This window comes from Lysobacter sp. Root667 (genome assembly GCF_001427715.1).
Classification (GTDB): Bacteria; Pseudomonadota; Gammaproteobacteria; order Xanthomonadales; family Xanthomonadaceae; genus Lysobacter.
On record NZ_LMHF01000014.1, the window covers coordinates 79,402 to 103,579 of the forward strand.

Below are 24,178 nucleotides of genomic sequence, written 5' to 3' on the forward strand. Positions count from 1 at the left end.
GGTGATGGTTTTTGACGGCGGCCCGTGCTACTTCCAGGCTTACTGGGACCCCAATGACCAGATATACATCAGCGTCGTGTTCAACGGAGGTGCGTGATGGCACCTAACAAATCATTCAATTCGAAGCCGGTTCGCGGCTCGGCTTAATTCAGGCGTTAGGCCCCCCAAGGTAGGTTGCTATGCGGTTAGAACAAGTTGAGATCTACTCGGACGCACCCAACTCGCCGGTCATGCGGCATCCTGGTCGGCAATATCCTGGCGTGCTCGTGCAGGGCGACACAATCTCAAATCTAGCTTCATGGCTCTCGCGCGCCGTGGCCGAGATCGAGACCTCCAACCTGTCCGACGAGGCACAAGAGGGCCTGCTCTACGTCCATCAGTCCCTATCTGATATGGCGGACTACTATGCTTCTGTGGTGAGTCAACATGGCATTCGCCCTCCGTGGCGAGGGGCCTAACAATTCATTCAAGCCGAAAACCAATCGCTACGCGATTGTTTTCGGCTCAATTCAGGCGTTAGGCGGCATGAAACTTCTACACATCCTTCTTCTTACAATCCCTTCGCTAGCGTTTGCCGGAGAGGGCGTTATCCCCGAGCGCGAGATTTCGCTCGGCGGAGTGGCGATCGGCGAGACCCCTAGCGCAGTTGCGTCCAGGCTCGGCCAGCCTATGCGCAAAGTGGAGGCATCAGACTTTCTCAACCTTCACTACTACTATCCACACGTAACCGTCTCGTTCAGCGACGGAGTGGTGGCTGGGCTTTTCTCGGACAAGCCTGACGGGTGCACTCCAAAGCATCTGTGCCCCGGAGATCGCCTGGACAAGATGCGCTCCTTGTACGGGGCGCCACTTGCTGCGGACCGAGAGACAGGACGCTTCTATGAGTACTATCCGCCGGACGCAACCTGTTGGCTTCAAATCCCAGCCAAGGGCGAGGAAGTAGTATCTATCACGGTGGCATGCCAGCCTTGATGCTGCCGCCTAACAGTCCATTCAAGCCGAACCCGCTTCGCGGCTCGGCTTAATTCAGGCGTTGGGTCTTGCCGGGAGCATCCCGTGAAAGTCAAAGATCTCTTTCTACCTCTCGCCTTGGCTGGCGCTGGCCTATTTGCCTACAATCAGTTCAAGGCAAAAAATGCAGGCCCGGCGGACCTGCAAGCTGTTGCAAAAACGCTTGGTCATGTCGCACCTGCTCAAGAGGATCAGTCTTGGCGCTCCAATCGTGCGGAGAATGCTGCAACCGGACCAGCTACTGCGCAGTTCAAATGCGATGGCCGCACTCACTGCGCTCAAATGACATCCTGTGCGGAGGCAACATTCTTTCTTCAGCATTGCCCAAACACGCAAATGGACGGCAATAATGACGGTGAGCCATGCGAGCAGCAGTGGTGCAACTAAACAGGGCAATGCCTAACAATTCATTCAAACCGAAGCCGCGTCGCAGCTCGGCTTAATTCAGGCGTTAAAGCCCTTGGCAACTGATCCGCGAACCCTAGCTTGGATCCTGTACTCCGTTGCTATTGCAGCGAGCAGGGTTCCCGCATCCCGCGCGGATATCTCTACAGCTGCCGATGCGATCAACCATGCTGTTCCAACGCAGCAAGAGCTCAGTGGGGCGCTGCAGCAACTTGTAGCTTGCCGCCTAGTTGAAGCTCAAGGAAAGTTCTATACCCTCAGCCCGTCGGGGCTGGCGTTGTTTCAAGCGGCTCAGGTGGGCCGGTCCACTGTCACGGCAGTCTGGGGTGCACTTAGTGGCGAGCTTGCCGGCGTCTTGGCGGGCTCTAAAAATTCATTCAAGCCGAAGCCGCTTCGCGGCTCGGCTCAATTCAGGCGCTAGGCCGCATGGACGGTTATCACTTCACGTCAACCTTATTCGAGGTCGAGCCCGGCGAGGATGAGGAGATCAACCCTCGGATGTATGGCCGTCAGCTCGCCCAATGGCTCAAATCGCAACTTGAGAAGCGTGGCTACGACATTGAGCCAATCATCGCTGAGGACTGGGGCCGTTGCCTCATGTGCTCCCGCGATCCATTCATGCTCTGGGTCGGCTGCGGCAGCATGGTGGACTATGGCACCGCGCAGCCTGGTGACCCGCCACCTCCCAATGAGAACCTCATCTGGTGCTGCTTCCCAATGGCAGAGGTTCCTTTCTGGAAACGCATCTTCAAAAATCCAGACACTGCTGCTTCAGTAGCAAAGCTCGACGCCGACTTGCGCGCTATCCTCAGTGACGAGCCTGGCATCACACTGGTCGCACCGCCCTAGCGATGCGGCCTAACAATTCATTCAAGCCGAAGCGGTTTCGCGGCTCGGCTTAATTCAGGCGTTAGCCACCGTTATGAGCACTTCCACCAATCGAGGAAACACCGAGCTACTTGAGTGCGTATTGCTAGCGCGTCAAGTACAGGATGGCTCCCTCCCTCTGATCCAAGGCTGTGCGGAGATCGCCCGCCGCACTATTGCGGGCCGGGTCAACCCTAATGACGCCTGCACCTTGCTTGTCGAGGTAAATGACTCCCTGAACTACCCGGATGAGCTTTCCGCATTCTCAGCATTAGCCCACGAGCAATACGGGCACGAGTATCTAGGCTTTACTGCTGAATCCTGCGCGGTCGAGATCATCAAAGAGTGCCATCGTCTCGTTGCGCTGGACGGTGGCTAACAATTCATTCAAGCCGAGAACCAATCGCCACGCGATTTTTTCGGCTTAATTCAGGCGTTAGGCACCGCACGATGATCCTCGCAAAAGCAACGCTGGTTTCTGGGCCTCGTCATGCTAAGTACGCACCTGGCACGTCCTTGCCGGCACTTCTTTTCGTTGATGTGCTTAGCTCCGATGAGCTGGAGGCTGTCGCCTCGCGCGAACTTACCGCTCTTGGTTGGGCTTCAATGGCTATTGAGCGGTACAAGGACGTCACGGATCATGAGCAGTTCCGTGGCAAAGACACGCCAGAGGCAGGGGCATTCCGAGATGCGCTGGAGAAAGGCTTTGGTGTCGTCGTCTACCCGTAGACAGGCGGCGCCTGACAATTCATTCAAGCCGAAGCCGCTTCGCGGCTTTGCTTAGTTCAATTCGATCGGCCGTAATCTACAAAAGCTCGCGCCCGTTCCCGACGAGGCGCTCTGAAGGCCAGCGATTTATCGCTCGGCCTAGTTCGCAATGCCGGAGGTGTAACGCCATGCAGATCCAGTATCTCGAAGTCGTGACCAAGGACGTGGATGCGGTGTGCGCCGCATACGAAGCGGCTAACGGACTGAAATTCGGCGCGCCCGACGCCGGCTTGGGCCACGCGCGTACCGCGTTGCTGGCCGGAGGCGGACGGGTAGGGGTGCGTGCGCCCTTGCGTACGACCGAGGAACCGGTGGTGCGACCGTATTGGCTGGTGAAGGACATCGAGGCGGCCGTCGCTGCCGTGGTGCAGGCGGGCGGTTTCATCGCGATGGAGCCCACGCCGATTCCTGGGCACGGGACCTTCGCCATCTATCTCCAAGGCGGAAACGATCACGGCCTGTGGCAGCTTTAGCGGTTAGTCCGTTGCTCCATGCTGGGGGGCTAGGTGGTTAGGCTCGGGTGCTAGGCTGGCCTCGGTCTCAAACCACGTGGAGCGTGACTTATGGAACTCGGCGCGTTTTCCGTCAGCCTCGCAGTGAAAGACGTTGAGGCGTCCAAATCGTTCTAGGAGAAGCTCGGCTTCTCTGCCTTCGGCGGCGATCAATCGCAGGGTTGGTTGATCCTCAAGAACGGATCGACCGTCATCGGTTTGTTCCAGGGCATGTTCGACAAGAACATCCTGACGTTCAATCCGGGCTGGGACCAGAGTGCGAGTCCGCTGGCGTCTTTTGCGGATGTTCGCGATGTGCAGAAGTCGCTGGATGAGCAAGGCGTCGGGATCACCACTCGCGCAGACCCGGACACCGTCGGACCGGCGCACATCATTCTTTCGGACCCCGACGGCAACGTGATCATGCTCGATCAGCACGTCTAGGCTTGAGGGGCGTTAACCGGAATCCTCGTTCCGGGTTCGACGGCTCGTACGAACGGCAATGACAGCACGTCCAGTGGTATCAGCGATTCCTACTCGGACACGCTCTTGGCTTCCGCCGTCCCCAGCAGCTCCGGCTGCGTCACCGCGCGCGGGCGGCTGATCAGCGGATGCACGAACACCGCCGACAGGATGATCGCCACGCCGACGTAGAACAGGCCGGTGAGCTGGCGCTGCTCGCCCAGCAGGGCGATCGCGAGCACGATCGCGTAGACCGGTTCCAGGTTGATCGCGAGCTGGGCCGCGAACGCGGTCATGTGTCGCAGCGCGACCAGCGACAGCGCGAACGGCAGCAGGGTGCAGACCAGCGACAGGATCACCAGCAGTACGGCGTCGCGCAGGCCCGGCAGCACCAGCAGTTCGCCGGCGAAGGCCGGGAACAGCAGCGGCATGACCGGGGCGAGCGCGGTCAGGGCGAGGGTGCCGGCGCCGAGTTCCAGCGCGGTCACGGTCAGCGGATCGCCGTGTTCGACCAGGCGCTTGTTGAGCGAGGAGAACAGCGCCACCAGCAGCGCCGACAGCGCGCCGACCGCGATCCCCGCGCGCATCTCGTGCGGCACCCCGCCGACCACCAGGGCGACGCCGGGTAGCACCGCCACGCCCAGGGCCAGTTCGCGCTTGGAGAACGGGCGCTTGGCCAGCTTGGGTTCGATCAGGGCGGTGAACACCGTCGCCAGGGCGATGCAGGTCGCGGCGACCGAAGCGTTGGCGAGCTTGATCGCGCCGTAGAAGGTCAGCCAGTGCAGCGCCACCAGCACGCCGATGCCGGCGTAGGACCACAGCAGGCGCGCCGACATCGCCCGCAGCCCGCGCCAGACCTTGGGCAACAGGGCCAGCGCGACCACCACGATCAGCATGCGCGACCACACCAGCGGCAGTGCCGGCAGCGAGATCAGTTTGCCCAGGATCGCGGTGAAGCCCCACAACAGCACGCAGAAGTGGATCTGGACTTGCGCCTTCGTGGTCGGGGTCATCGGTTCGGCGGTCGCGGGTGGAGCCGCATTATCGCCCGTGGTCGCGATGCGCCGTGTGCCGGCGCGTGCGAAGCTGCGCCGCAAGCACAAGGAGAGCGCACGGCCATGCCAGTCAGCGATGCCCCTTCCGCATTCGGATCCGCCACAGCGAACCCTGTCGGTCCGCTCGGCCGCGCCTTCGCCGCCCTGGTCGCCGCGGTCTCGCTGGCGGCCCTGATCGGCCAGTACTGGCTGCTGGTGCGTTTGACCCTGGACACGATCGGGCCGGCGCTGGCGACGGTGCGGTATCTGAGCTACTTCACCATCCTCAGCAACCTGCTGGTCGCCGCGACCTGCGCCGTGGCGGTGTCCGGCGGCGGCTCGCGCCTGGCGCGCTGGCTGGCGAGCGCGCGCTTGCGCGGCGGGATCGCGCTGGCGATCGGCGTCACCGGCACGGTCTACGTCACCGTCCTGCGCCACCTCTGGCAGCCGCAGGGCGCGCAGTGGTGGGTGGATTCGGGCCTGCATTACGCGGTGCCGGCGCTGTACCTGGCCTGGTGGCTGCTGGCGGTGCCGCACGGCGCGCTGGGCCGGCGCGACCTGTGGCGCTGGCTGCTGTTTCCGGCCTTGTACGTGGTCTGGGTGTTTTTGCGCGGGGCGATCGCGCACGAATACCCGTATCCGTTCCTGGACGTGGGCGTGCTGGGCTGGCTGGCCGTGCTGCGCAACGCGGTCGGGGTGTTGGTTCTGTTCCTGGCGTTCGGTGCCGGCCTGCTCGGGATCGACCGCCTGCTGGGGCGGGGCCGGCGGGCGGGCTGAGACGGGCGGGCTAAGATCGGGCCGGCTGAAAGCGGGCCGGCTGAAAGCGGACCGGCTGAGAGCGGACCGGCCCGCTTATACCGGAACTACTTTGCAGATTTTTAGCGAAACCTTCACGAAATTTGGCCATTCGGGGGCGAGTCGGCTTAGGCTAGGCGCCAATTCCGGTCCCTGGGGTTAGGCCAATGACGCAGCACCGCACCCGTTTGTTCCGCGCCGTCCACTACGCACTCTGCCTGGCCGGCGGCCTCGCCGTCAGCGCTCCGGTCCTCGCTCAGGACCAAGCGCCGGCCGAGCCGGCCAGCGAGGCCAAGACCCTGGACACCGTGTCGGTGCTGGGCTCGCGCCGCAGCCAGCGATCGTCCGATACCGCCTCGATCTCGCCGGTGGACGTGCTGCCGATGGCGCAGGCCACCGAGGAAGGCGCCCAGTTCGATCTGGCGCAGTCGCTGCAATACGCCGCGCCCTCGTTCAATTCCACCCGCCAGACCGGCGCCGACGGCGCCGACCTGATCGACTCGGCCGCGCTGCGCGGCCTGGGTTCGGACCAGACCCTGGTGCTGGTCAACGGCAAGCGCCACCACACCACGGCGCTGGTCAACCTGTTCGGCGCGCGCAACCGCGGCAACACCGGCACCGACCTCAACACCCTGCCGCTGATGGCGATCGACAGCGTCGAGATCCTGCGCGATGGCGCCGCCGCCCAGTACGGCTCGGACGCGATCGCCGGCGTGATGAACATCAGCCTGAAGAAGCGCAAGGGCTGCGAAGCGGTCGCCGGCTGGGGCCAGTACTCGCGCGGCGACGGCGAGAACTGGCTGGCCTCGGGTTACTGCGGCGTCGGCCTGGGCAGCGACGGCGTGCTCGGCATCACCCTGGAGTACCAGGACCGCGGCCGCTCCGACCGCTCCGAACCCAAGGGCAGCCCGCGCATCATCGGCGACTCCAAGATCCGCAATCAGACCCTGTTCCTCAATGGCGAGAAGCCGTTGACCGAGAACGCGACCTTGTACTTCACCGCCGGCCTCCAGAACCGCGATGCGTCTTCGGCTGCGTTCGCGCGCGAGGGCATCGGTTCGGAAGACATCCCGTCGCGCAACTCCGAAGCCATGTACCCCAACGGCTTCGTGCCCTTCATCGACGGCGATCTCGAGGACCGCTTCGGCACCCTCGGCCTGCGCTGGGACATCGGCGAGTGGCAGGCCGACCTGTCGGCGACCTACGGCTACAACGAGCTGCGCTACGACATCAACCACACCCTCAACGCTTCGATCGCCAACCTCGACCTGCTCAACGGCGGCCGCGGCGTCAGCGCCAGCAGCTTCGACGCCGGCGGCTTCTCGTTCCGCCAGAACACCTACAACTTCGACGTCAGCCGCTACTTCGACAGCGTCTTCCACGGTTTCAACGTCGCCTTCGGCGCCGAGCGCCGCGACGAGCGCTACCGCATCTTCGCCGGCGAACCGGGCTCCTACATCGATGCCGACGGCGTCGGCAACGGCGGCAACGCCGGCAGCCAGGGCTTCCCGGGCTTCCAGCCCAGCGACGCCGGCAGCCACGAGCGCGACAGCTGGGCGGCCTACGTCGACCTCGAAGCCGACTTCACCGATCGCCTGACCACCGCCTTCGCGCTGCGCTACGAGGACTACAGCGATTTCGGCGACACCCTCACCGGCAAGCTCGCCGCCGGTTTCCGCGCCACCGATACGCTGATGCTGCGTGCTTCGGCCAGCACCGGCTTCCGCGCGCCGTCGCTGCAGCAGAAATTCTTCTCCTCGACCATCACCGACTTCATCAACGGCGAACCGGTCGACGTGGTGATCGCGCCCAACGGCGGCACCATCGCCAACGCCGCGGGCCTGCCGCTGCTGAAGGACGAGACCTCGAAGAACTACACCCTCGGCCTGACCTGGTCGCCGACCGCCAACACCTCGTTCACCCTCGATGCCTACCGCATCAACATCGACGACCGCATCGTGCTCAGCGGCCGCTTCGATACCACCGATCCGACCATCGGACCGATCCTGGATTCGCTGGGCGTGGGCCAGGCGCAGTTCTTCGTCAACTCGGTCGACACCAAGACCGAGGGCCTGGACCTGACCTTCAACCACGAGGCCGAGTGGGGCGGCGGCAAGCTCGGCACCTTCGTCGCGCTCAACCTCAACCGCACCAAGGTCACCGGCATCCATGCGCCGCCGGCCCTGGTCGGCCGCGAGGACGTGCTGTTGTCCGAACGCGAGCGGCTGTTCATCGAGCAGGGCGCGCCCAAGTCCAAGGCCGTGGTCGGCTTCGACTACTCGCGCGGCGCCTGGGAAGGCGACCTGAAGGTGATCTACTTCGGTCCGCAGACCCTGGGCACCTTCTCCGGCACCGCCACGGGCGTGCCCAACGCGCGCTACGACGCCAAGACCTCGGCCGACATCAGCGTGACCTACGCCTTCGGCGAGAACACCAAGCTCACCGTCGGCGGCGCCAACGTGTTCGACGTCAAGCCGACCCGTCAGGACCCAAACGAAACCGACAACGGCCACGTCTTCGACAGCGTCCAGTTCGGCCTCAACGGCGCGGCCTACTTCGTCAGGCTGTGGCATCGCTTCTAAGAGGCGCGGCCTGATCGGTACGGTCCGATCGCAATGGATGCGCGTATCCTTCCGGCGTCCGCGCCGGAAGGAGCAGCAGGCATGAGCAACGACTACCTCGACTACCTGCGCGATCTGATGACCGGCATCGGCACGGTCACGGTACGGCGCATGTTCGGCTGTCACGGCCTGTACCGCGACGGCGTGTTCTTCGCCCTGGTCGACGACGACGCGCTGTATCTCAAGGTCGACGAGGTCAGCCGCGCGCAGTTCGAAGCCGCGGGCTGCGCGCCGTTCGTCTACCTCAAACAGAAAGAGCCGATCGCGTTGAGCTATTGGTCGGTGCCGGAATCGGCGCTGGACTCCGCCGAAGACCTGCGGCCATGGCTGGACCTGGCCTACGCGGCGGCTTTGCGCAAGGCGAATGCGCCGGCGAAGAAGAAGACGCGACGCAAGCAAGGGTAGGAGCGGCGTAAGCCGCGACCCGGAACCATGCCGGCCGCCGTTGGTTTCGTCGCATGCGAGGATTCGCGGTCGCGGCTTACGCCGCTCCTACCCCGAAGCGGGGTGGTTCAGTAAGAGACAGCGCTCTTGAGGCCCGCATCGATCTGGGCTGACAAGTCCGGTCGCACTTCGATCGCGACCTTGTACATCCCGCCGCCTTCGAAATAGCCGGCCTCGCCGAGCGCGACGACACGGTCGCCGACCTTGCGCAGGGATAGCCCGGATTCTCCATGCGGCCGGACATCGGCTTCGACGCGGGCCTCTGGTCCGATGCGCTCGAAAAATGGGTGAAGCCATCGGAGTGCCGGGTAGCACGTCGATTCTCCTCAACCGGCCGCCCGCGATTCAGAAATTACGATGCCGACCGGGTTCATGGTGGGAGCGACGTAAGTCGCGATCGATCCCGCTGGTCGCCGCGTTGGCATGCAATCGCGACTTACGTCGCTCCCACAGAAAGCGCAGCGTGTGGATGCCATGCCTTGTGGAGGCTGGGGAAGGAGCGGCGTAAGCCGCGACCGCGAATCCTCGCGTGCGACGAAACCAACGATGGCAGGCAGGGTTCCGGGTCGCGGCTTACGCCGCTCCTGCCCCGAAGCGCAGGCGTTGCTTCAGTCTTTCTCCACCGCCAGCAACCAATCCAGAAACAGTCGCGCCGAAGCGCGCAGGCGGCGGTGCGCGGGGTACACGGCGTAGTAGCCCCAGCGCGCCTTGACCGAGGGGCCGGGCAGGCGCACCAGATGGCCCGAGCGCAGGTAGGGTACGGCGACCTGTTCGCGCGCCAGCGCCGCGCCCAGGCCGTACACCGCGGCTTGTAGCGCATCGGTGGTATCGCTGAAGCTGTAGCGTTCGTTGAGCTTGACCCCATGCACTTCGGCGGCGCGGAACCAGTCGTGCCAGCCCTGGCGGGCGTGGTCGGAGATGAGCGGCAGGCGCGCGACGTGCGCGGCTTCGCCGAGTTCGGACACGCCCGGCAAATTGGGCGAGGCGACCGGGAACAGGTAGTCGTCCATCAGGTGGTGCGCGGTCAGACCCGGCCAGTGGCCGGGGCCGTGGCGGATGCCCAGGTCGGGACCGCCCTCGTCGAAACGGGTCAGGGCGATCTCGGTGTCCACGCTCAAGCACAGCTGCGGATGCGCGGCGACGAAGCCGGGCATGCGCGGCAGCAGCCAGGTGTAGGCCAGCGAGTGCAGGGTGGTGATGCGGATACGGTCGTGCTCGGCGCCCGCCGCCCGCAGGCTGCGCAGCACGCCTTCCATGTCCGCCATCGCCGAGCCCGCGGCGTCGGCGAGCTGGCGGCCTTCGGTGGTCAGCGACACGCCGCGCGCGTGGCGCTGGAACAGGCTGACTTCCAGCCGCGCTTCCAGCTTGCGCACGTGGTGGCTGACCGCGCTCGCGGTCAGGTGCAGCTCCTCGGCGGCATGGGCGAAATTCTGGTGACGGGCGGCGGCTTCGAATGCCGCCAGCGCCGGTAACAGGTCGGAACGCAGGGCCATGGCTAGCCTCAAATCCAGTTTGTGCCTGACCTCCAAAGTATGCGCTTGTGATGCCGGCTAGGGTGAGGACAATGGTCTCAGCCAGAAATCTGGCTGTTGCCAAAGCCGGCTCGTAATGCGACCGCGGCCTGCCGATCCGGGTCCATGCTCGCGCAACGAAACCGGCAGCACCCGATCGGCCTCCACCTGCAGCGCATCGCAGCGCAAGACCGCACCACCCCCACCGCCCCCATGCGAGTCCCGTCATGCCGTCGATCGATACCGCCGTACCCCTGGAGACGCCTGCGACGCAGGCCTGGATGACGCCGTTGGAACTGGGCGTGCTGGGCGCGATCTGGGGCGCATCGTTCCTGTTCATGCGCATCGCTGTCCACGACTTCGGCGCGATGCCGCTGGTCGAAGTGCGTCTGGCGCTGGGCTCGCTGGTGCTGCTGCCTTTCCTGTGGCGCGCGCGCGCACAGTTCCCGGCCAAGCTGTGGCCGAAGATCGCCCTGATCGGCGCGATCAATTCGGCGGTGCCCTTCATGCTGTTCGCCTGGGCCGCGCAACGCGCGCCGGCCGGCATCGGCGCGATCGCCAATGCGATGACGGTGCTGTTCACGGCGCTGGTCGGGTTCCTGTTCTTCGGCGAGAAGATCGGCGCGCGCCGCGGCGTGGCCTTGCTGGTCGGCTTCCTCGGCGTGGTGGTGCTGGCCAGCGGCAAGACCGCCGGCGCCAGCATCAGCTGGGCGGTGGCGGCGGGCGCGGGTGCGGCCTTCCTCTACGGCATCGGCATCAATCTGGTGCGCCGTCACCTGACCGGCCTGCCGCCGGCCGCGGTCGCCTCGGCCACGCTCGGCGTCTCGGCGCTGCTGACTCTGCCGTTCGCGCTCAGCCAATGGCCCACGCAGGCGATTCCGGTGAAGTCGTGGCTATCGGCGGCGATGCTGGGCGTGCTCTGCACCGGTGCGGCCTTCGTCATGTACTACCGCCTGATCGCGCGCATCGGCGCCAACCGCGCTTCGACCGTGACCTATCTGATCCCGGTGTTCGGCGTGGCCTGGGCCTGGTTGCTGCTGGACGAACCGCTGACCCTGACCATGGGCATCGCCGGCGCGATGATCCTGGGCAGCGTCGCGCTGAGCCAGCGCAGCGGTCGCTGAAAGAGCACGGACCCATGAACGATACCCATCGCGATCCCGTGCAGCACCGCGTCCGCTTCGACTTCGAAATCGAGTTCACCAACGGCGGCGGCATCCAGGGCCAGGACTTCCGCCTCGATATCGACGGCGACGACATCGCCGATTCCGCCTTGGTCGACTACATCGTCCGCGATCTGCGCCTGCTGATGGTCGGGCAGGCGCGCATCCTCAACAAGGCGGTCATCGTCGAGGCGCACAAGCGCAAGGCCGATGCGGCCGAGCCGGGGCGGCGGATCTACGTCGATCTCAGCCACACCATCGAGGACGGCCTGGTCACCTACCCGGGCCTGCCGGCGGCGCGCGTGTGCGACTACCTCAGCCGCGAGGCCTCGCGCGAGGTCTACGAGGCCGGCACCGAGTTCCACATCGCGCGCATCGAGATGGTCGCCAACACCGGCACCTATCTCGACTGCCCGTTCCACCGCTACGAGCACGGCCACGACCTGGCCCAGATCGAAGCCGAAGCCTTCGCCGATCTCGACGGCATCGTGGTGCGCGCCGACCACCGCGAGGTCAAGGCCATCGACGCGTCCTGGTTCCGCGATAAGGAAATTCGCGGCCGCGCGGTGCTGGTGCACACCGGTTGGGACGCGCACTGGGCCGATCCCAGCTATGCGGTCGGGCATCCGTTCCTGACCGAAGACGCGGCGGTCTATCTGCGCGACTGCGGCGTCAAGCTGGTCGGCATCGACTCGATGAACATCGACGACACCCGCGGCCGCGCGCGGCCGGTGCACAGCACCTTGCTCGGCGCCGACATTCTGATCGTCGAGCATCTGCGCAACCTCGCCGCGCTGCCGGACGAAGGTTTCGCGTTCAGCGCGATCCCGCCCAAGGTGCGCGGCGCCGGCACCTTCCCGGTGCGCGCACTGGCGCGATTGGGCTGATTCGGTGGGCATGCCTCAGTGGGCATGACCCAGGGGCCATGACCCAGTGGGCATGACCCAGTGGGCGTGACTCAGTGGGCGTGACTCAGTGGGCGTGACTCAGTCGGCCAGGTAGGCCTGCAGCGCGGCGATCGCCAGCCGCACCTTGGCCGGTTGCGACTCGCGTTGGGCGGTGACCGCATACACGCCCAGCGGCGCCATCGACCAGTCCGGCAGGACGCGCACCGCACGGCCGTCGGCTAGCAGCGGCGCCGCGTCGGGACCGGGCAAACGCATGATGCCCAGGCCCTGCAGCATCATCTGCTTGAGCGCCTCGGCGCTGTTGCCGACGATGCGGCCGCCCACGCGCACGCGCCGCATCGGTTCGCCCGGGCGGTGCAGTTCGACGTACTCGGGCTGATTGATCACGCTCAGCATCAGCATCGGATGCTGGCCCAGCTCCTCCGGCGTGCGCGGCAGCCCGTGCGCCTGGGCGTAGGCGGACGTGGTCGCGAGCAGGTAGTTCCACTCGGCCAGACGGCGCGCGACCAGGTTGGAATCGACCAGCCGGCCCACCCGCACCGCCAGGTCGATGCGTTCGCCGATCAGGTCGATTTGGCGGTCCTCGGCGAACAGGCGCAGCGACAGCGCCGGATGCGCGTGCAGCAGCGGCGCCAGCGCGCCGGCCAGGTGGCTGGCGAAACCCACCGGCACCGCGATCCGCAATTCGCCGCGCGGCTCGTCGCGCAGGTCGCCGAGCCGGCGCTCGGCCGCGCGCGCGGCGTGCAGCATCGCCGCGCAGTCCTCGTAGTAGGCCTGCCCGGCTTCGGTGGTGGTGAGCTTGCGGGTGGAGCGGTGGAGCAGGGCCACGCCGATCTCCTCCTCCAGCCGGCGCAGCTGCTGGCTGACCGCCGACGGGGTCATGGCCTGCTCGCGCGCGGCCGCGCTCATCGAGCCCAGTTCGACCACGCGGGCGTACAGGGCCATGCGCTTGAGGCGGTCTATCGTGAAGTCCAGCTTCATAGTGATAGCGAAATCCGAGGGATTATCGGGCGGTCTTGTATTCGGAATACTAAACCCACTCAACCCACCCGGAGCAATCCCATGAACATCGCCCTGATCGGCGCCAGCGGCTTCATCGGCTCGGCGCTGCGTAACGAAGCCCTGTCGCGCGGCCACCGCGTCACCGCCCTGGTCGGCCGCCCGGAGCGGCTGGAGCCCGCCGCGGGCCTGACCGTGCTCGGCACCGACGTGCTCGATGTCGAGCGCCTGGCCCCTCAGCTGGCCGGCCACGACGCCGTGATCAGCGCCTTCAGCGGCCACGCTCAGGACGACGTGCGCGGCTACCACAATCGCGGCACCGCCGCGATCGTCGCCGCGACCAAGCAGGCCGGGGTGCCGCGTTTGCTGGTGGTCGGCGGAGCCGGCAGCCTGGAGGTCGCGCCCGGCCTGCAATTGGTCGATACCCCGGAATTTCCGGCGCAATGGAAGGACACCGCACTGGCCGGACGCGACGTGCTCGAATCCCTGCGCGCGGAGCCGTCGCTGGACTGGACCTTCTTCAGCCCGGCCGCGCTGATCGCCCCCGGCGAACGCACCGGCCGTTTCCGCATCGGTGGCGAGCAACTGCTGGTCGACGAACGGGGCGACAGCAAGATCTCGGTCGAGGACTACGCGGTGGCGATGATCGACGAGCTGGAGAACTCGGCGCACAGCCGCCGTCGTTTCAGCATCGCCTACTGAGCCGGGGCGGCGCGCGGTGACAGCCACCGCGCGTCGTCGCCCGGGCCAGCGCCGGAACGGCTCGCCTTGCGCCGGAACGCGCTACCGCCCGTGGCGGTTCGGTTAACCTGCCCGCATCTGGGTAGGACCGGCGCGATGCGCCGGCAGGGGACGGCATGCGCGGCAAGCTTGTCGGGGCGAGCATCGCCCTGAGTCTGGTTATGGGGTTCAGCCCAACGGCGTACGCGGACGCCGAAGTCGATTGCGAGCACCTCGGCGCGCTGGCCGTCGCCGCGGAGCGCGCGCGTAAGCCCTTCCTGTTCCGGACCTACGATCAGCGCCGGCTGGTCGCGTTGACCCTGGCCGAATGCGCCTACCGCAAGGAGGCGGATCGGGCGCTCAGCGCGGCCATCGAAGATCCCCGCTTCGCCCGCCTGTCCGTGGACGATCAGCGCCGTACCTTGTCGGCGGCCGGCTCCAACGCCTGGCGCCTGGATCAGACCCAGCGCGCACTCGAGCTGTATCGGCGCGCCATCGCCACCGATCCCGGCGATCCAGACGACTGGTACATGCTGTCCAACCTGGAACGCATGCGGGAAGACCATGAGGCGGCTACCAGATCGCTGATCCACTTGATCGAGCATTGGCCGGAGCTGTTGGACAATCTCGACGATAGCCACATCTTTCAGCTGATCTATCGGCTCGAGCCGCGCTCGCAGCTGCGTCTGGATCTGTTGCAAGCGCTGCTGGATGCGAATTGGTGGCGCAAAGGGCAGGGCGTGAGCGCGATCTGGTACGAGCTGGCGCTGATGCGCATGGATCGCGGCGAAACCGACGCCGCGCGCGTGGCGATCCGCCGCATCTCCACGCCCATGGAACTGGTCAAGCTGCGCGCCGACAAACGTTTCGATGCGATCGTCGACTGCAGTGCCTCCGACTACGACGTCGAGAATGCCGCCACGCGTGAGGTGGACCTTTACCGTTCATTGGTGGACACGCGGCCCGACTCGCTGGAGCTGAGCATGTACCTCAGCTATGCCCTGTTGACCGCAGGCCGCTTCGAAGAGGCTCTGGCCTATTCCAATCGAGTGTTGGCGAGCATCGCCGAAGCGCCCGCCGATCGAGCGCCCTACAGGGACATGGGCTACGAGGTCTGGTTGATGAACAACCGCGCCATCGCCCTGCGCCGGCTCGGCCGTTTCGACGAGGCGCTGCTGGAGCTCCAACGCGCCAGCCGATACAAGGAAGGCGGCGCCGGCAATGTCAGTCAGGCCCTGAATCTGGGGAGCTATTACACCTCCCTGGGGCGCGCCGATGAAGCCTTGGCCGCCGCCGCGCGCGCGGGCGACGACATGACCGGCTACGGACGGATGACCCAGACCTTCGTACAACTGCGCGGCGCCTTGCTGAAGGACGACGCCGATGGCACCGGGCGCGCATTGGCTTATCTGCGCGAGCACCGCAAGGATGCACAGGAAATCTATCTGGACGCGCTGCTGGTGTCCGCACGCCTGGACGAAGCCGAGTCGGCGCTGCTGGAGCTGTTGGCATCGCCGACGGAGCGCAGCGGCGTACTGGAGTGGCTGCAGATCTTCCGCGTCGCCGAGCCTTTGCCGGAGGACCGGGCCTGGCGCGCGCGCAAGGCCGAACTGATCGCGCGCAAGCCGGTGCAGGACGCGGTCGCGCGCGTCGGACGCATCGGGCGCTACGACATCTACGGCGTCAACGAAATGCAGTGAATCCGGTGCGGCGCGGGCGGCTGGCATACTTGCGGCTCGTCACGCACGCAGGAGCCCGCATGCACGGCCCCGATCCCAACGACCCGCATCCGATGCGCGGCTTTCCGCAGATCTGCTACATCCGCAACACGATCGACAACCCGCAGATCCAGGTCGGCGAATACAGCTACTACGACGATCCCGAGGATTCCGAGGGCTTCGCCCGCAACGTGCTGTACCTGTTCCCGTTCATCGGCGACCGCCTGATCATCGGTCGCTATTGCGCGATCGCGCGCGGCGCCACTTTCGTCATGAACGGCGCCAACCACCGCATGTCGGGGTTTTCGACCTATCCCTTCCACATCTTCGGCAACGGTTGGGAAGGCAGCACGCCCCTGCCGCAGGAACTGCCGTACAAGGGCGACACCGTGGTCGGCAACGACGTCTGGATCGGCTACGAGGCCATGCTGATGCCCGGCGTGCGGGTCGGCGACGGCGCCATCGTGGCCGCGCGTTCGGTGGTGAGTTCGGACGTGCCGGCCTATGCGATCGTCGCCGGCAATCCGGCGCGGGTGGTGCGCATGCGCTACGACGAGATCCAAGTGCAGCGGCTGCTGCGCATCGCCTGGTGGGATTGGGATGCGGACAAGGTCAGCCGCAACCTGGAACTGATCGTCGGCGCCGACCTGGACGCGCTGGAGGCGGCGCTGTGAGCGCAAGCTAGCTCGCGCGCGCAGCGGCTTCGCCGATCGGGGACTCTTGTGCGGCGGCCTGCCGCGCGTGCGAGCGCGCGAGCCCCGCGCCGGTGCAGGCCCAGGCCAGCGACAGCGCCGCGCCGATCAGCGCGGCCAGGGCCGGCTGCTGGGCGACGGCGTCGGTCAAGGCCTTGGCCCAACCGCTGACCGCGTCGCCGCCGCGATAGACCACCGAATCGATGAAGTTCTTGGCCTTGTACTTGGCCTGCGGCGACACCGCGGTGAACAGCATCTCGCGGCCGGGCCGCACCAGTCCGTACTCGCCCGCGCGGCGCACCACCATCACCACCGCCAGCACCGCGAAGGTCGGCGCCAGCGCCAGCCAGAAGAAGCCGAACACGATCGCCAGCGGCACCGCGACCAGCAGCACGCCGACGCCCAGGCGCTGCGCCAGGCGCCCGGTCAGGAACAGCTGCGACCCGATCGCCAGGCTCTGCACGACGACGTCGATGGTGCCGAACACGCGGGTCTGGTCGGTGCGGTCGGGAAAGGTCAATTCGACCAGCCGCGCCTGTTCGAAATACAGGAAGGTGTTGACGCTGGCCAGCAGCAGCACGAACAGCGCGACGCCGAGCAGGAACGGCGAGCGCAGCACGTCGGTGAAGCCCGCGAACGGGCTGCCGCCCAGCGGCCGTGCCCGCGCCGCGGCGCTGGAGTCGGCATGGAAGGGATGCGCGTCGCGCCACCCTTGCAGCTGTCGCGCAACCTCGATCGCGGCGATCAGCAGCGCCGCCGACAGCCACAGCAATCCGGCATGGCCGATCCGGCCGACCAGGATCACGCCCAGCAGCGGGCCGACCAATCCGCCCAGGCTGGCGCCGGAGGCCATCAGGGCGAACACGCGCTTGGCCTGCGAGGTCGGGAACAGATCGGCGAGCACGCTCCAGGCCAAGGAGATCGCGATCAGGTTGAACACCGACAGCCAGATGTAGAAGCTGCGCGCGAACCATAGATTGTCCGGCGCCCAATGGAAGCCGATCGCGAAACCGATCAGGTTCAGGGCGAAGAAGCCGAAGGTCCAGGGCAGCACGTGTCGGCGCCGCACGCGCGTGGCCAGCCAGCCGAACAGCGGCATGGCCGCGAGCGTGGCGACGAAGGTGCCGGTGAACAGCCACTGCAGGTTGTCGACGCCGCCGGCGATGCCCATGGTCTCGCGCACCGGGCGCAGCATGAAATAGCCGGCGAACAGCAGGAAGAACAGCGCGGCGCCGGCCAGCGCCGGTGCGGTCTCGCGCTCGTCGACGCCGAACACGCGGGCGAGGTGGCGCAGCGTCGCGGCGCGGCTCATGCGCGGCTCAGCCGATCGCCGCGATCAGGGCTGTGCTTTGTTTTGCGTCCAGCAGGGCGCCGACGCCGGCCTTGAGATTGTCGGTCTGGTTCTTGGGCTTGGAGGTGGCCGGGATCACCACCGTCACCGCCGGCTCGCTGAGCACGAACTTCAGGAACAGCTGCGCCCAGGAATCGGCGCCGACCTCGGCGGCCCAATCCGGCACCGGCTTGTCGCGAACTTGCGCGAACAGGCGGCCGTCCTCGAATGCGCGGTTGACCATCACCGCGATGCCGAGCTCGCGCGCGAGCGGGAAGATGGTCCGTTCGGCGCCGCGCGATACCGGCGAGTAGTTGATCTGGACGAAGTCCGGCTTGCGCGCGCGCATCTCGGCCGCGAGTTGGGCCTGGGCGTCGTCGCGGTAATGGGTCAGGCCGACGTAACGCACCTTGCCCTGCTGTTTGAGCTCGCGCGCCAGCGCCAGCTGGGTGGCGGTGTCGCGCAGGTTGTGGACCTGCAGCAGGTCGATCTTGTCGGTCTTCAGCCTGCGCAGCGACTCGCCGAACTGAGCGAGGCCTTCGTCGCGCCCGCTCACGCCGGAGAGCTTGGTGGCCAGGAACAGCTTGGGGCGCGCCTGCGCCTGCGCGACCAGATCGCCGAGCACGTCCTCGGCGCTGGAATAGGTCGGCGCGGTGTCGATCACGCTGGCGCCGGCATCGACGAAGCGCTTGAGCACTTCGCGCAGCGGCTCGCGTGCATCCGCGCCGGCGCCTACTTCGAAGCTGCCCGAGGTGCCCATGCCGATGACCGGCAGCTGTTCGCCGCTGGAGGGAATCGCCCGTTTGAGCAGGGTGCCGCGGAACGGTTGCTCCGCGGTGAGCGCACCGGCCGGCTTTTTCGGGTCGACGCTCAGCGGACGCGGCGTATCCTGGCTGCAGGCCGCCAGCGGCGCGAGCGCCAGTCCGGTGGCGGTGAGGGTGGCGGTGGCGAGGAAATCCCGACGGCTGGCCATGGCGCGTTCTCGCGTTGCGGGGAAGACGTGGAGTGCCGCAGCCTCGCCCGCGCGGCGGGCGAGGGACAGTGCCGTTAGCCATGCCCGCTGTGCGGACGGTCGCGCCTGGCCGCAGCGGCGGACTCAGCGCGCGCCCAGACGCCGCATCAGCGCCATCGCCGCGGCCGGATTGCGGGCCTTGGCGGCGCTGATGAAATACAGATAGACCTGGCGCGGCCGCGCGCCGGCTTCGCCGGCAGCGGCGACATGCGGCAATTCGGCGGGATCGCCGCCGCTGGCCCATTCGCGCGCGCGGCGCGCCCAGTCGTCGAGTTCGGCATCGGAATAGCCGGTGGCTATGTCGGCACGCGAGCGCATCAGCCGCGCGTAGACGAAATCGCCGGTGATATCGGCCAGCGACGGGTATTCGGTCGAATCGGTGAATACGGTGGCGACGCTGCGCTCGCGCGCGAGCTGCAGGTAGGCCGGATCGCGGAAACTGTCGTGGCGCACTTCCAGCACGTGGCGCAGCGCACGTCCTTCCAGTTCGCGCGGCAGGCCGTCGAGGAAGGCGGCGACATCGTCGCGGTCGAAGCTGCGGCTGGGCGCGAGCTGCCACAGGATCGGTCCCAGGCGTTCGCCGAACTCGGCCAGGCCGCCGTCGACGAAGGCCTGCGCCGCCTTGGTGTTGCGCGCCAGTGCGCCGGACTGGGTGATCCGTCCCGGCGCCTTGAGCGAAAACGCGAACGCGGGCGGCGTTTCCGCCGCCCATTTGGCATAGGTCGCCGGCTTCTGCGCGCTATAGAAGGTGCCGTTGATCTCGATGCTGCTGAGCTGACGGCTGGCGTATTCCAGCTCGCGCCGCTGCACCAGTCCGGCTGGGTAGAAGTTGTTGCGCCACGGCGCATAGGTCCAGCCGCCGATGCCGATGCGGATGCCGTGCACGGAAGGAACGCCGGCGCTGTCGTCCGGGGCGGGCGTGGCGAACAGGTCCGCGGGCGCGGAACCGGTACTGCGGCGTGCGGGGCTCATTGGGTCTTGGCCATCCATGGGTTGTAGGTGCCGAACCACCAGATCCGGCCTTCGAGATCGCGGCAAGTGTAGGCGCGACCGCCGTAGTCCTGATCGGCGGGTTCGACTTCGATGCGGGCACCGGCCGCCTTGGCGCGAGCGTAGTGGGCGTCGGCGTCGGCCACGATCACCGAGCAGGCCTGGGTTTCGCGGCCGCCGATCTCGTCGGGTTGGACGATGCGCCGGCCCCATTCGCTGTGGTCGTCGACCGAGCCGAGCATGATCATGCCGCGGCCGTAGCTCAGTTCGGCGTGATGCACGGTCGCGCCGTCGGCGTAGACCGCGTGTTTCTCGAAACCGAACGCTGCGCACAGCCACTCGATCGCCGCGGCGGCGTCGCGGTAGCGCAGGGACGGGATCACGGTGCTGCCTTCGACGGCCATGGCCTGCTCCAGCGGTGCTGCTTCAGCGGGTATGAAGGCAAAGCATAGCCTTGCGAGGTGAAGCATCCGTGGACTCGAATTGCGCGCCCGCAACGCGACACGGTCAGCGTTCGCTATTGCCCTGTGTCAGGCGTTCGCGCCCGCGCTCGGTCAGGATGGCCACCAGGCTTTCGCCCTGTGTTTCCACCCGCACCCAGCCGGGGCCGGCCTGGCCGCCGATCGCGTCTTCGCCGATCCAGGCCAGTTCGCGCAGCAGCACGCTCATGCGCACACGCAGGCGTTTGCACAGGCGCGGCAGCGAGATCCCGGCCGGCTCGCCGGCCAGCGCTGTCAGCAGAGGCTCAGTCAGCTCGGACAAAGCCGATGTCCCGCGCCGATTGCAGGCCTTGCGCCGGCTGCGGCTGATGCGCGTACACGATCACCGGGATCGACTTGGACGTCGGCGTGCGCGCTTCGTCGGCGAAACTCGACAGCGGCACCAGCGCGTTGGTCTCGGGGTAGTAGGCGGCCAGGCAGCCGCGCGGGATGTCGTATTCGACCAGCAGGAAGCGCCGCGCGATGCGCCGCACCTGGTCCTCGCACAGGCTTTCCAGATCGACCCAGTCGCCGGCCTGCAGGCCCAGTTCGGCGATGTCGTCGCGATGGATGAACAGCACCCGGCGCTCGCCGAACACTCCGCGGTAGCGGTCGTCGCTGCCGTAGATCGTGGTGTTGTACTGGTCGTGCGAGCGCGTGGTGGCCAGGTTGAATACCGGTTGCTCGCGGCTGGCGCGGGCGCGGTGCAGCGGCAGGTCGGTCGGCACCGCGTGGGCCTTGAACAGGGCCTTGCCCTCGGGGTTGGTCCAGTGCAGTTCGGCGGCCGGATTGGGCAGATGGAAGCCGCCGGGCACGCGCACGCGCTCGTTGAAATCGTGGAAGTCGTCGAACACCGCGGCGATGCGGTCGCGGATGCGGTCGTAGTCGCCGATCAGCCACAGCCACGGCACCTTGCTGCGCGCGCCCAGAGTCGCCGCGGCCAGGTGCGCGACGATCGCCGGCTCCGACAGCAGGCTGTCCGAGGCCGGTGCGTTGATGCCGGCCGAGAGGTGGACCATGCTCATCGAGTCCTCGACCGTGATCGCTTGCGGTGCGCCGTCCTGGATGTCGATCTCGGTGCGGCCCAGACAGGGCAGGATGTAGGCGTCGCGTCCGTGCACCAGATGGCTGCGATTGAGCTTGGTGGTCACGTGCACGGTCAGGTCGCAGCCACGCAACGCGCGATGGGTGGCCTCGGTGTCGGGGGTGGCGGTGGCGAAATTGCCGCCCAGGCCGAAGAAGGTCTTGCAGCGGCCGTCGAGCATGGCCTCGATCGCGCCGACGGTGTCGTGGCCGTGTTCGCGCGGCGGCTCGAAGCCGAACACCTCGCGCAGCCGGTCGAGGAAGGCCGGCGCCGGCTTCTCGTAGATGCCCATGGTGCGATCGCCCTGCACGTTGCTGTGGCCGCGCACCGGGCAGGGGCCGGCGCCGGGCCGGCCGATATTGCCGCGCAACAGCAGCAGGTTGCAGAGCATCTGGATGGTCGCGACCGAATGCTTGTGCTGGGTGATGCCCATGCCCCAGCAGCAGATCACGCTCTTGGCCTGCAGATAGATATCTCCGGCGCGTTCGAGTTGGGCACGGCTCAGGCCGGATTCGGTTTCGATGGTCTCCCAGGATTCGCCGGCGACTTCGGCTGCGAACGCTTCGAAGCCCTGGGTGTGCTCGGCGATGAAGTCGAGATCGAGGACCCGCTCGCGGCCCTCGCGTTGCGCCTGCGCGTCGACTTCGAGGGTGCGCTTGATCATGCCCTTGACCGCGGCCAGGTCGCCGCCGATGCGCAGTTGGAAATAATCCGACGAGATCCGGGTCGAACCGTTGTGCAGCATCTCCAGCTTGTCCTGCGGGTCGGCGAATCGCTCCAGCCCGCGCTCGCGCAACGGGTTGAACGACACGATCGCGGCGCCGCGCTTGGCGGCCTTGCGCAGCTCGCCGAGCATGCGCGGGTGGTTGGTGCCCGGGTTCTGGCCGAAGATCAGGATCGCCTCGGCGATTTCGAAATCGCGCAGTTGCACGGTGCCCTTGCCGGTCCCGAGCTGGGCCTTCATGGCCGTGCCCGAGGGCTCGTGGCACATGTTCGAGCAGTCGGGGAAGTTGTTGGTGCCGTACTCGCGCACGAACAGCTGATACAGGAACGCGGCTTCGTTGCTGCAGCGTCCGGAGGTGTAGAACAGCGCGCGGTCGGGCGAGTCGAGCGCGTTGAGGTGCGCGCCGATGCGGGCGAAGGCTTCGTCCCAGCTGATCGGCAGGTAGCGGTCGCTGGCCGCGTCCCAGCGCATGGGATGGGTCAGGCGGCCCAGGTTTTCCAGCCATTGATCGCTGTAGCCGGCCAGCTCGGCCACGGTGTACCCGCCCAGCAGTTCCGGTGTGGCGCGATGGCGCGTGGCTTCGGCGGCGACGGCCTTGGCGCCGTTCTCGCAGAACTCGAAGGTGGAGGTGTGGTCGCGGTCGGGCCAGGCGCAGCCGGGGCAGTCGAAGCCATCGGGCTGGTTGGCCGACAGCAGGGTGCGCGCGCCGTGCACCGGCACGTCCTGTTCCAGCAGGTGCTTGGCGACGCTGCGCAAGGCGCCCCAGCCGCCGGCCGGGCCGTCGTAGGGGCGGATGGTTTTCTTGCTCATGACTTCGATTCCATGGCCTTGCGTGCGTGTGGGCGCGCGGCCTGCGATGGCTGCGCCTCGCCTTCGATCAGACGCTGCGCATGGGTGTAGACGGCATGCCCGTCGTCGCGGGCGAAGCCGATCAGGGTCAGGCCGGCCGATTCCGCCAGCGCGATCGCCAACGCGGTCGGCGCGGAGATCGCGGCCAGCAGCGGAATGCCGGCCTGTGCGGCTTTCATCGCCATTTCGTAGCTGGCGCGGCTGGTGACCACGGCGAAACCCTGCAGCGGATCGTGTCCGGTCGCGACCAGTGCGCCGATCAGCTTGTCGAGCGCGTTGTGGCGGCCGACATCCTCGCGCACGAGCGCCACGCGGCCGTCGCCGTCGGCCCAGGCCGCGGCATGGGTGGCGCCGGTCAGGGCGTTGAGCGGCTGGCGTCCCTGCAATTCGCGCAGGGCGCGGTGCAGGGCGTCGACCCTGATCGGTGCGCTGCCGCCGACTCGCGGCGGCGGCCGCAGCACGGCTTCGATGCTCTCGGTGCCGCATACGCCGCAACCGCTGCGCCCTTGCAGATTGCGCCGGCGTTGTTCGAGCGCGGCGGCGCGCGGCTCGGGTATCGTCAGTTGCAGGCTGATGCCTTCCAGCGATGCGGCGATCTCATCGATGCGCAGTTCGTCCGCGCTCGCGACGATGCCCTCGCTGAGCGAGAAGCCCAGGGCGAAGTCGCTCAGGTCCTCGGGCGTGGCCATCATCACCGCGAACGAGATGCCGTTGTAGACCAAGGCGATCGGCACTTCGGCGGCGATCGCATCCAGGCCCTCGCTCACGCGCGCGCCGCGGCGGCGACGCACGCGGCGCTGCACGGCGGTGGCGGACTCGGGCTTGGGGGGCAGCTGACTCATGGGGATTCGCTCGTACCGGCCAGTATGTACTTCGGAGCCTATGAACAGGGCATCCGGGAGTGCCGGCAAGGCCGATCTTTCGTGGCGGGGCCAATGGCTCCGGTCCATCCGATAGTCGGCTACTCCCCGCCTATTGTGGGTGAAGTTCCTCGTTACGATTATGGCCATAGCGCCTGCCGGCAGTGGAGGCGCCGACGTTCCGCGAAAGCGGCCGCACGTCGCCGCTACTCGCCGGCGCCACCGCCGCGCTAAGCTCCGC

Annotated in this window: 25 protein-coding genes; 15 read left to right on the forward strand and 10 right to left on the reverse strand. The window is 66.9% G+C overall.

Going from position 1 to position 24,178, the window contains the following annotated elements:
- Positions 1-426: 426 nt before the first annotated feature.
- The 7 genes from ASD78_RS20890 (at position 427) to ASD78_RS15730 (ending at position 3,986) form a co-directional block, all read left to right on the forward strand.
- The gene (locus tag ASD78_RS20890) at positions 427-972 is read left to right on the forward strand and encodes a hypothetical protein (protein WP_156087822.1); all 546 of its coding nucleotides are present in this window, start codon (positions 427-429) and stop codon (positions 970-972) included.
- 84 nt (positions 973-1,056) lie between these two features.
- A complete protein-coding gene (locus ASD78_RS20215) occupies positions 1,057-1,398 on the forward strand; it encodes an excalibur calcium-binding domain-containing protein (protein ID WP_200944236.1) in 342 nt (113 codons plus the stop codon).
- A 444-nt stretch (positions 1,399-1,842) separates the two neighbouring features.
- Positions 1,843-2,265: a hypothetical protein gene (locus tag ASD78_RS15720; protein ID WP_056103132.1), complete on the forward strand. Its 423-nt coding sequence runs from the start codon at positions 1,843-1,845 to the stop codon at positions 2,263-2,265.
- Between the two features lie 73 nt (positions 2,266-2,338).
- A complete protein-coding gene (locus ASD78_RS20895) occupies positions 2,339-2,662 on the forward strand; it encodes a hypothetical protein (protein WP_156087823.1) in 324 nt (107 codons plus the stop codon).
- 71 nt (positions 2,663-2,733) lie between these two features.
- Positions 2,734-3,012, forward strand: coding sequence for a hypothetical protein (locus ASD78_RS20900; protein ID WP_156087824.1), 279 nt, complete (start codon positions 2,734-2,736; stop codon positions 3,010-3,012).
- 167 nt (positions 3,013-3,179) lie between these two features.
- The gene (locus ASD78_RS15725) at positions 3,180-3,524 is read left to right on the forward strand and encodes a hypothetical protein (protein WP_056103134.1); all 345 of its coding nucleotides are present in this window, start codon (positions 3,180-3,182) and stop codon (positions 3,522-3,524) included.
- Between the two features lie 204 nt (positions 3,525-3,728).
- The gene (locus ASD78_RS15730) at positions 3,729-3,986 is read left to right on the forward strand and encodes a hypothetical protein (protein ID WP_235566519.1); all 258 of its coding nucleotides are present in this window, start codon (positions 3,729-3,731) and stop codon (positions 3,984-3,986) included.
- A gap of 89 nt (positions 3,987-4,075) precedes the next feature.
- Here ASD78_RS15730 and ASD78_RS15735 read toward each other — a convergent pair whose 3' ends face one another.
- Positions 4,076-5,017: a DMT family transporter gene (locus ASD78_RS15735; protein WP_056103821.1), complete on the reverse strand. Its 942-nt coding sequence runs from the start codon at positions 5,015-5,017 to the stop codon at positions 4,076-4,078.
- A 105-nt stretch (positions 5,018-5,122) separates the two neighbouring features.
- On the opposite strand from ASD78_RS15735, the gene ASD78_RS15740 reads away from it, so the two are divergent.
- From ASD78_RS15740 to ASD78_RS15750, 3 genes are all read left to right on the forward strand, one after another.
- A complete protein-coding gene (locus ASD78_RS15740; protein WP_200944237.1) occupies positions 5,123-5,815 on the forward strand; it encodes a Pr6Pr family membrane protein in 693 nt (230 codons plus the stop codon).
- A 185-nt stretch (positions 5,816-6,000) separates the two neighbouring features.
- A complete protein-coding gene (locus ASD78_RS15745) occupies positions 6,001-8,415 on the forward strand; it encodes a TonB-dependent receptor (protein WP_082575668.1) in 2,415 nt (804 codons plus the stop codon).
- A gap of 81 nt (positions 8,416-8,496) precedes the next feature.
- Positions 8,497-8,859 (forward strand): TfoX/Sxy family protein, encoded by a 363-nt coding sequence (locus ASD78_RS15750; protein ID WP_056103138.1) that lies wholly within the window; start codon positions 8,497-8,499, stop codon positions 8,857-8,859.
- 647 nt (positions 8,860-9,506) lie between these two features.
- Here ASD78_RS15750 and ASD78_RS15755 read toward each other — a convergent pair.
- Positions 9,507-10,391 carry a LysR substrate-binding domain-containing protein gene (locus ASD78_RS15755; RefSeq protein WP_055901308.1) on the reverse strand — a complete coding sequence of 295 codons (885 nt, stop codon included), beginning with the start codon at positions 10,389-10,391 and terminating at the stop codon, positions 9,507-9,509.
- Between the two features lie 245 nt (positions 10,392-10,636).
- Between ASD78_RS15755 and ASD78_RS15760 the strand changes: the two genes are divergently transcribed.
- Together ASD78_RS15760 and ASD78_RS15765 are read left to right on the forward strand one after the other, a co-directional pair.
- A complete protein-coding gene (locus ASD78_RS15760) occupies positions 10,637-11,533 on the forward strand; it encodes a DMT family transporter (protein ID WP_055901305.1) in 897 nt (298 codons plus the stop codon).
- 14 nt (positions 11,534-11,547) lie between these two features.
- The gene (locus ASD78_RS15765) at positions 11,548-12,459 is read left to right on the forward strand and encodes a cyclase family protein (protein ID WP_056103140.1); all 912 of its coding nucleotides are present in this window, start codon (positions 11,548-11,550) and stop codon (positions 12,457-12,459) included.
- A 99-nt stretch (positions 12,460-12,558) separates the two neighbouring features.
- Here the strand turns inward: ASD78_RS15765 and ASD78_RS15770 are convergent, their stop codons facing one another.
- Positions 12,559-13,461 (reverse strand): LysR family transcriptional regulator, encoded by a 903-nt coding sequence (locus tag ASD78_RS15770; RefSeq protein WP_200944239.1) that lies wholly within the window; start codon positions 13,459-13,461, stop codon positions 12,559-12,561.
- Positions 13,462-13,542: 81 nt separating this feature from the next.
- On the opposite strand from ASD78_RS15770, the gene ASD78_RS15775 reads away from it, so the two are divergent.
- The 3 genes from ASD78_RS15775 to ASD78_RS15785 all read left to right on the forward strand — a co-directional run bounded on the left by ASD78_RS15775 (position 13,543) and on the right by ASD78_RS15785 (position 16,591).
- Complete coding sequence (locus ASD78_RS15775; protein ID WP_056103143.1) at positions 13,543-14,181, forward strand: NAD(P)-dependent oxidoreductase; 639 nt, start codon at positions 13,543-13,545, stop codon at positions 14,179-14,181.
- 155 nt (positions 14,182-14,336) lie between these two features.
- Positions 14,337-15,899 carry a tetratricopeptide repeat protein gene (locus tag ASD78_RS15780; protein ID WP_156087825.1) on the forward strand — a complete coding sequence of 521 codons (1,563 nt, stop codon included), beginning with the start codon at positions 14,337-14,339 and terminating at the stop codon, positions 15,897-15,899.
- A 59-nt stretch (positions 15,900-15,958) separates the two neighbouring features.
- Complete coding sequence (locus tag ASD78_RS15785) at positions 15,959-16,591, forward strand: CatB-related O-acetyltransferase (protein WP_056103149.1); 633 nt, start codon at positions 15,959-15,961, stop codon at positions 16,589-16,591.
- Positions 16,592-16,598: 7 nt separating this feature from the next.
- Here the strand turns inward: ASD78_RS15785 and ASD78_RS15790 are convergent, their stop codons facing one another.
- The 7 genes from ASD78_RS15790 to fdhD form a co-directional block, all read right to left on the reverse strand.
- Positions 16,599-17,921 carry an MFS transporter gene (locus ASD78_RS15790; protein WP_056103154.1) on the reverse strand — a complete coding sequence of 441 codons (1,323 nt, stop codon included), beginning with the start codon at positions 17,919-17,921 and terminating at the stop codon, positions 16,599-16,601.
- A gap of 7 nt (positions 17,922-17,928) precedes the next feature.
- The gene (locus ASD78_RS15795) at positions 17,929-18,912 is read right to left on the reverse strand and encodes an aldo/keto reductase (RefSeq protein WP_056103157.1); all 984 of its coding nucleotides are present in this window, start codon (positions 18,910-18,912) and stop codon (positions 17,929-17,931) included.
- Positions 18,913-19,035: 123 nt separating this feature from the next.
- Positions 19,036-19,923: a DUF72 domain-containing protein gene (locus ASD78_RS15800; RefSeq protein WP_082575669.1), complete on the reverse strand. Its 888-nt coding sequence runs from the start codon at positions 19,921-19,923 to the stop codon at positions 19,036-19,038.
- Positions 19,920-20,345, reverse strand: a complete 426-nt coding sequence (locus ASD78_RS15805) for a VOC family protein (RefSeq protein ID WP_056103161.1) — start codon at positions 20,343-20,345, stop codon at positions 19,920-19,922. Before ASD78_RS15805 ends, ASD78_RS15800 begins: the two co-directional genes overlap by 4 nt.
- Before the next feature lie 103 nt (positions 20,346-20,448).
- Complete coding sequence (locus tag ASD78_RS15810) at positions 20,449-20,703, reverse strand: hypothetical protein (protein WP_235566520.1); 255 nt, start codon at positions 20,701-20,703, stop codon at positions 20,449-20,451.
- A complete protein-coding gene (locus ASD78_RS15815; RefSeq protein WP_056103167.1) occupies positions 20,687-23,038 on the reverse strand; it encodes an FdhF/YdeP family oxidoreductase in 2,352 nt (783 codons plus the stop codon). The genes ASD78_RS15810 and ASD78_RS15815 overlap by 17 nt, the downstream gene beginning before the upstream one ends.
- The gene (gene fdhD / locus ASD78_RS15820; RefSeq protein ID WP_056103170.1) at positions 23,035-23,919 is read right to left on the reverse strand and encodes a formate dehydrogenase accessory sulfurtransferase FdhD; all 885 of its coding nucleotides are present in this window, start codon (positions 23,917-23,919) and stop codon (positions 23,035-23,037) included. Before fdhD ends, ASD78_RS15815 begins: the two co-directional genes overlap by 4 nt.
- Positions 23,920-24,178: the final 259 nt, after the last annotated feature.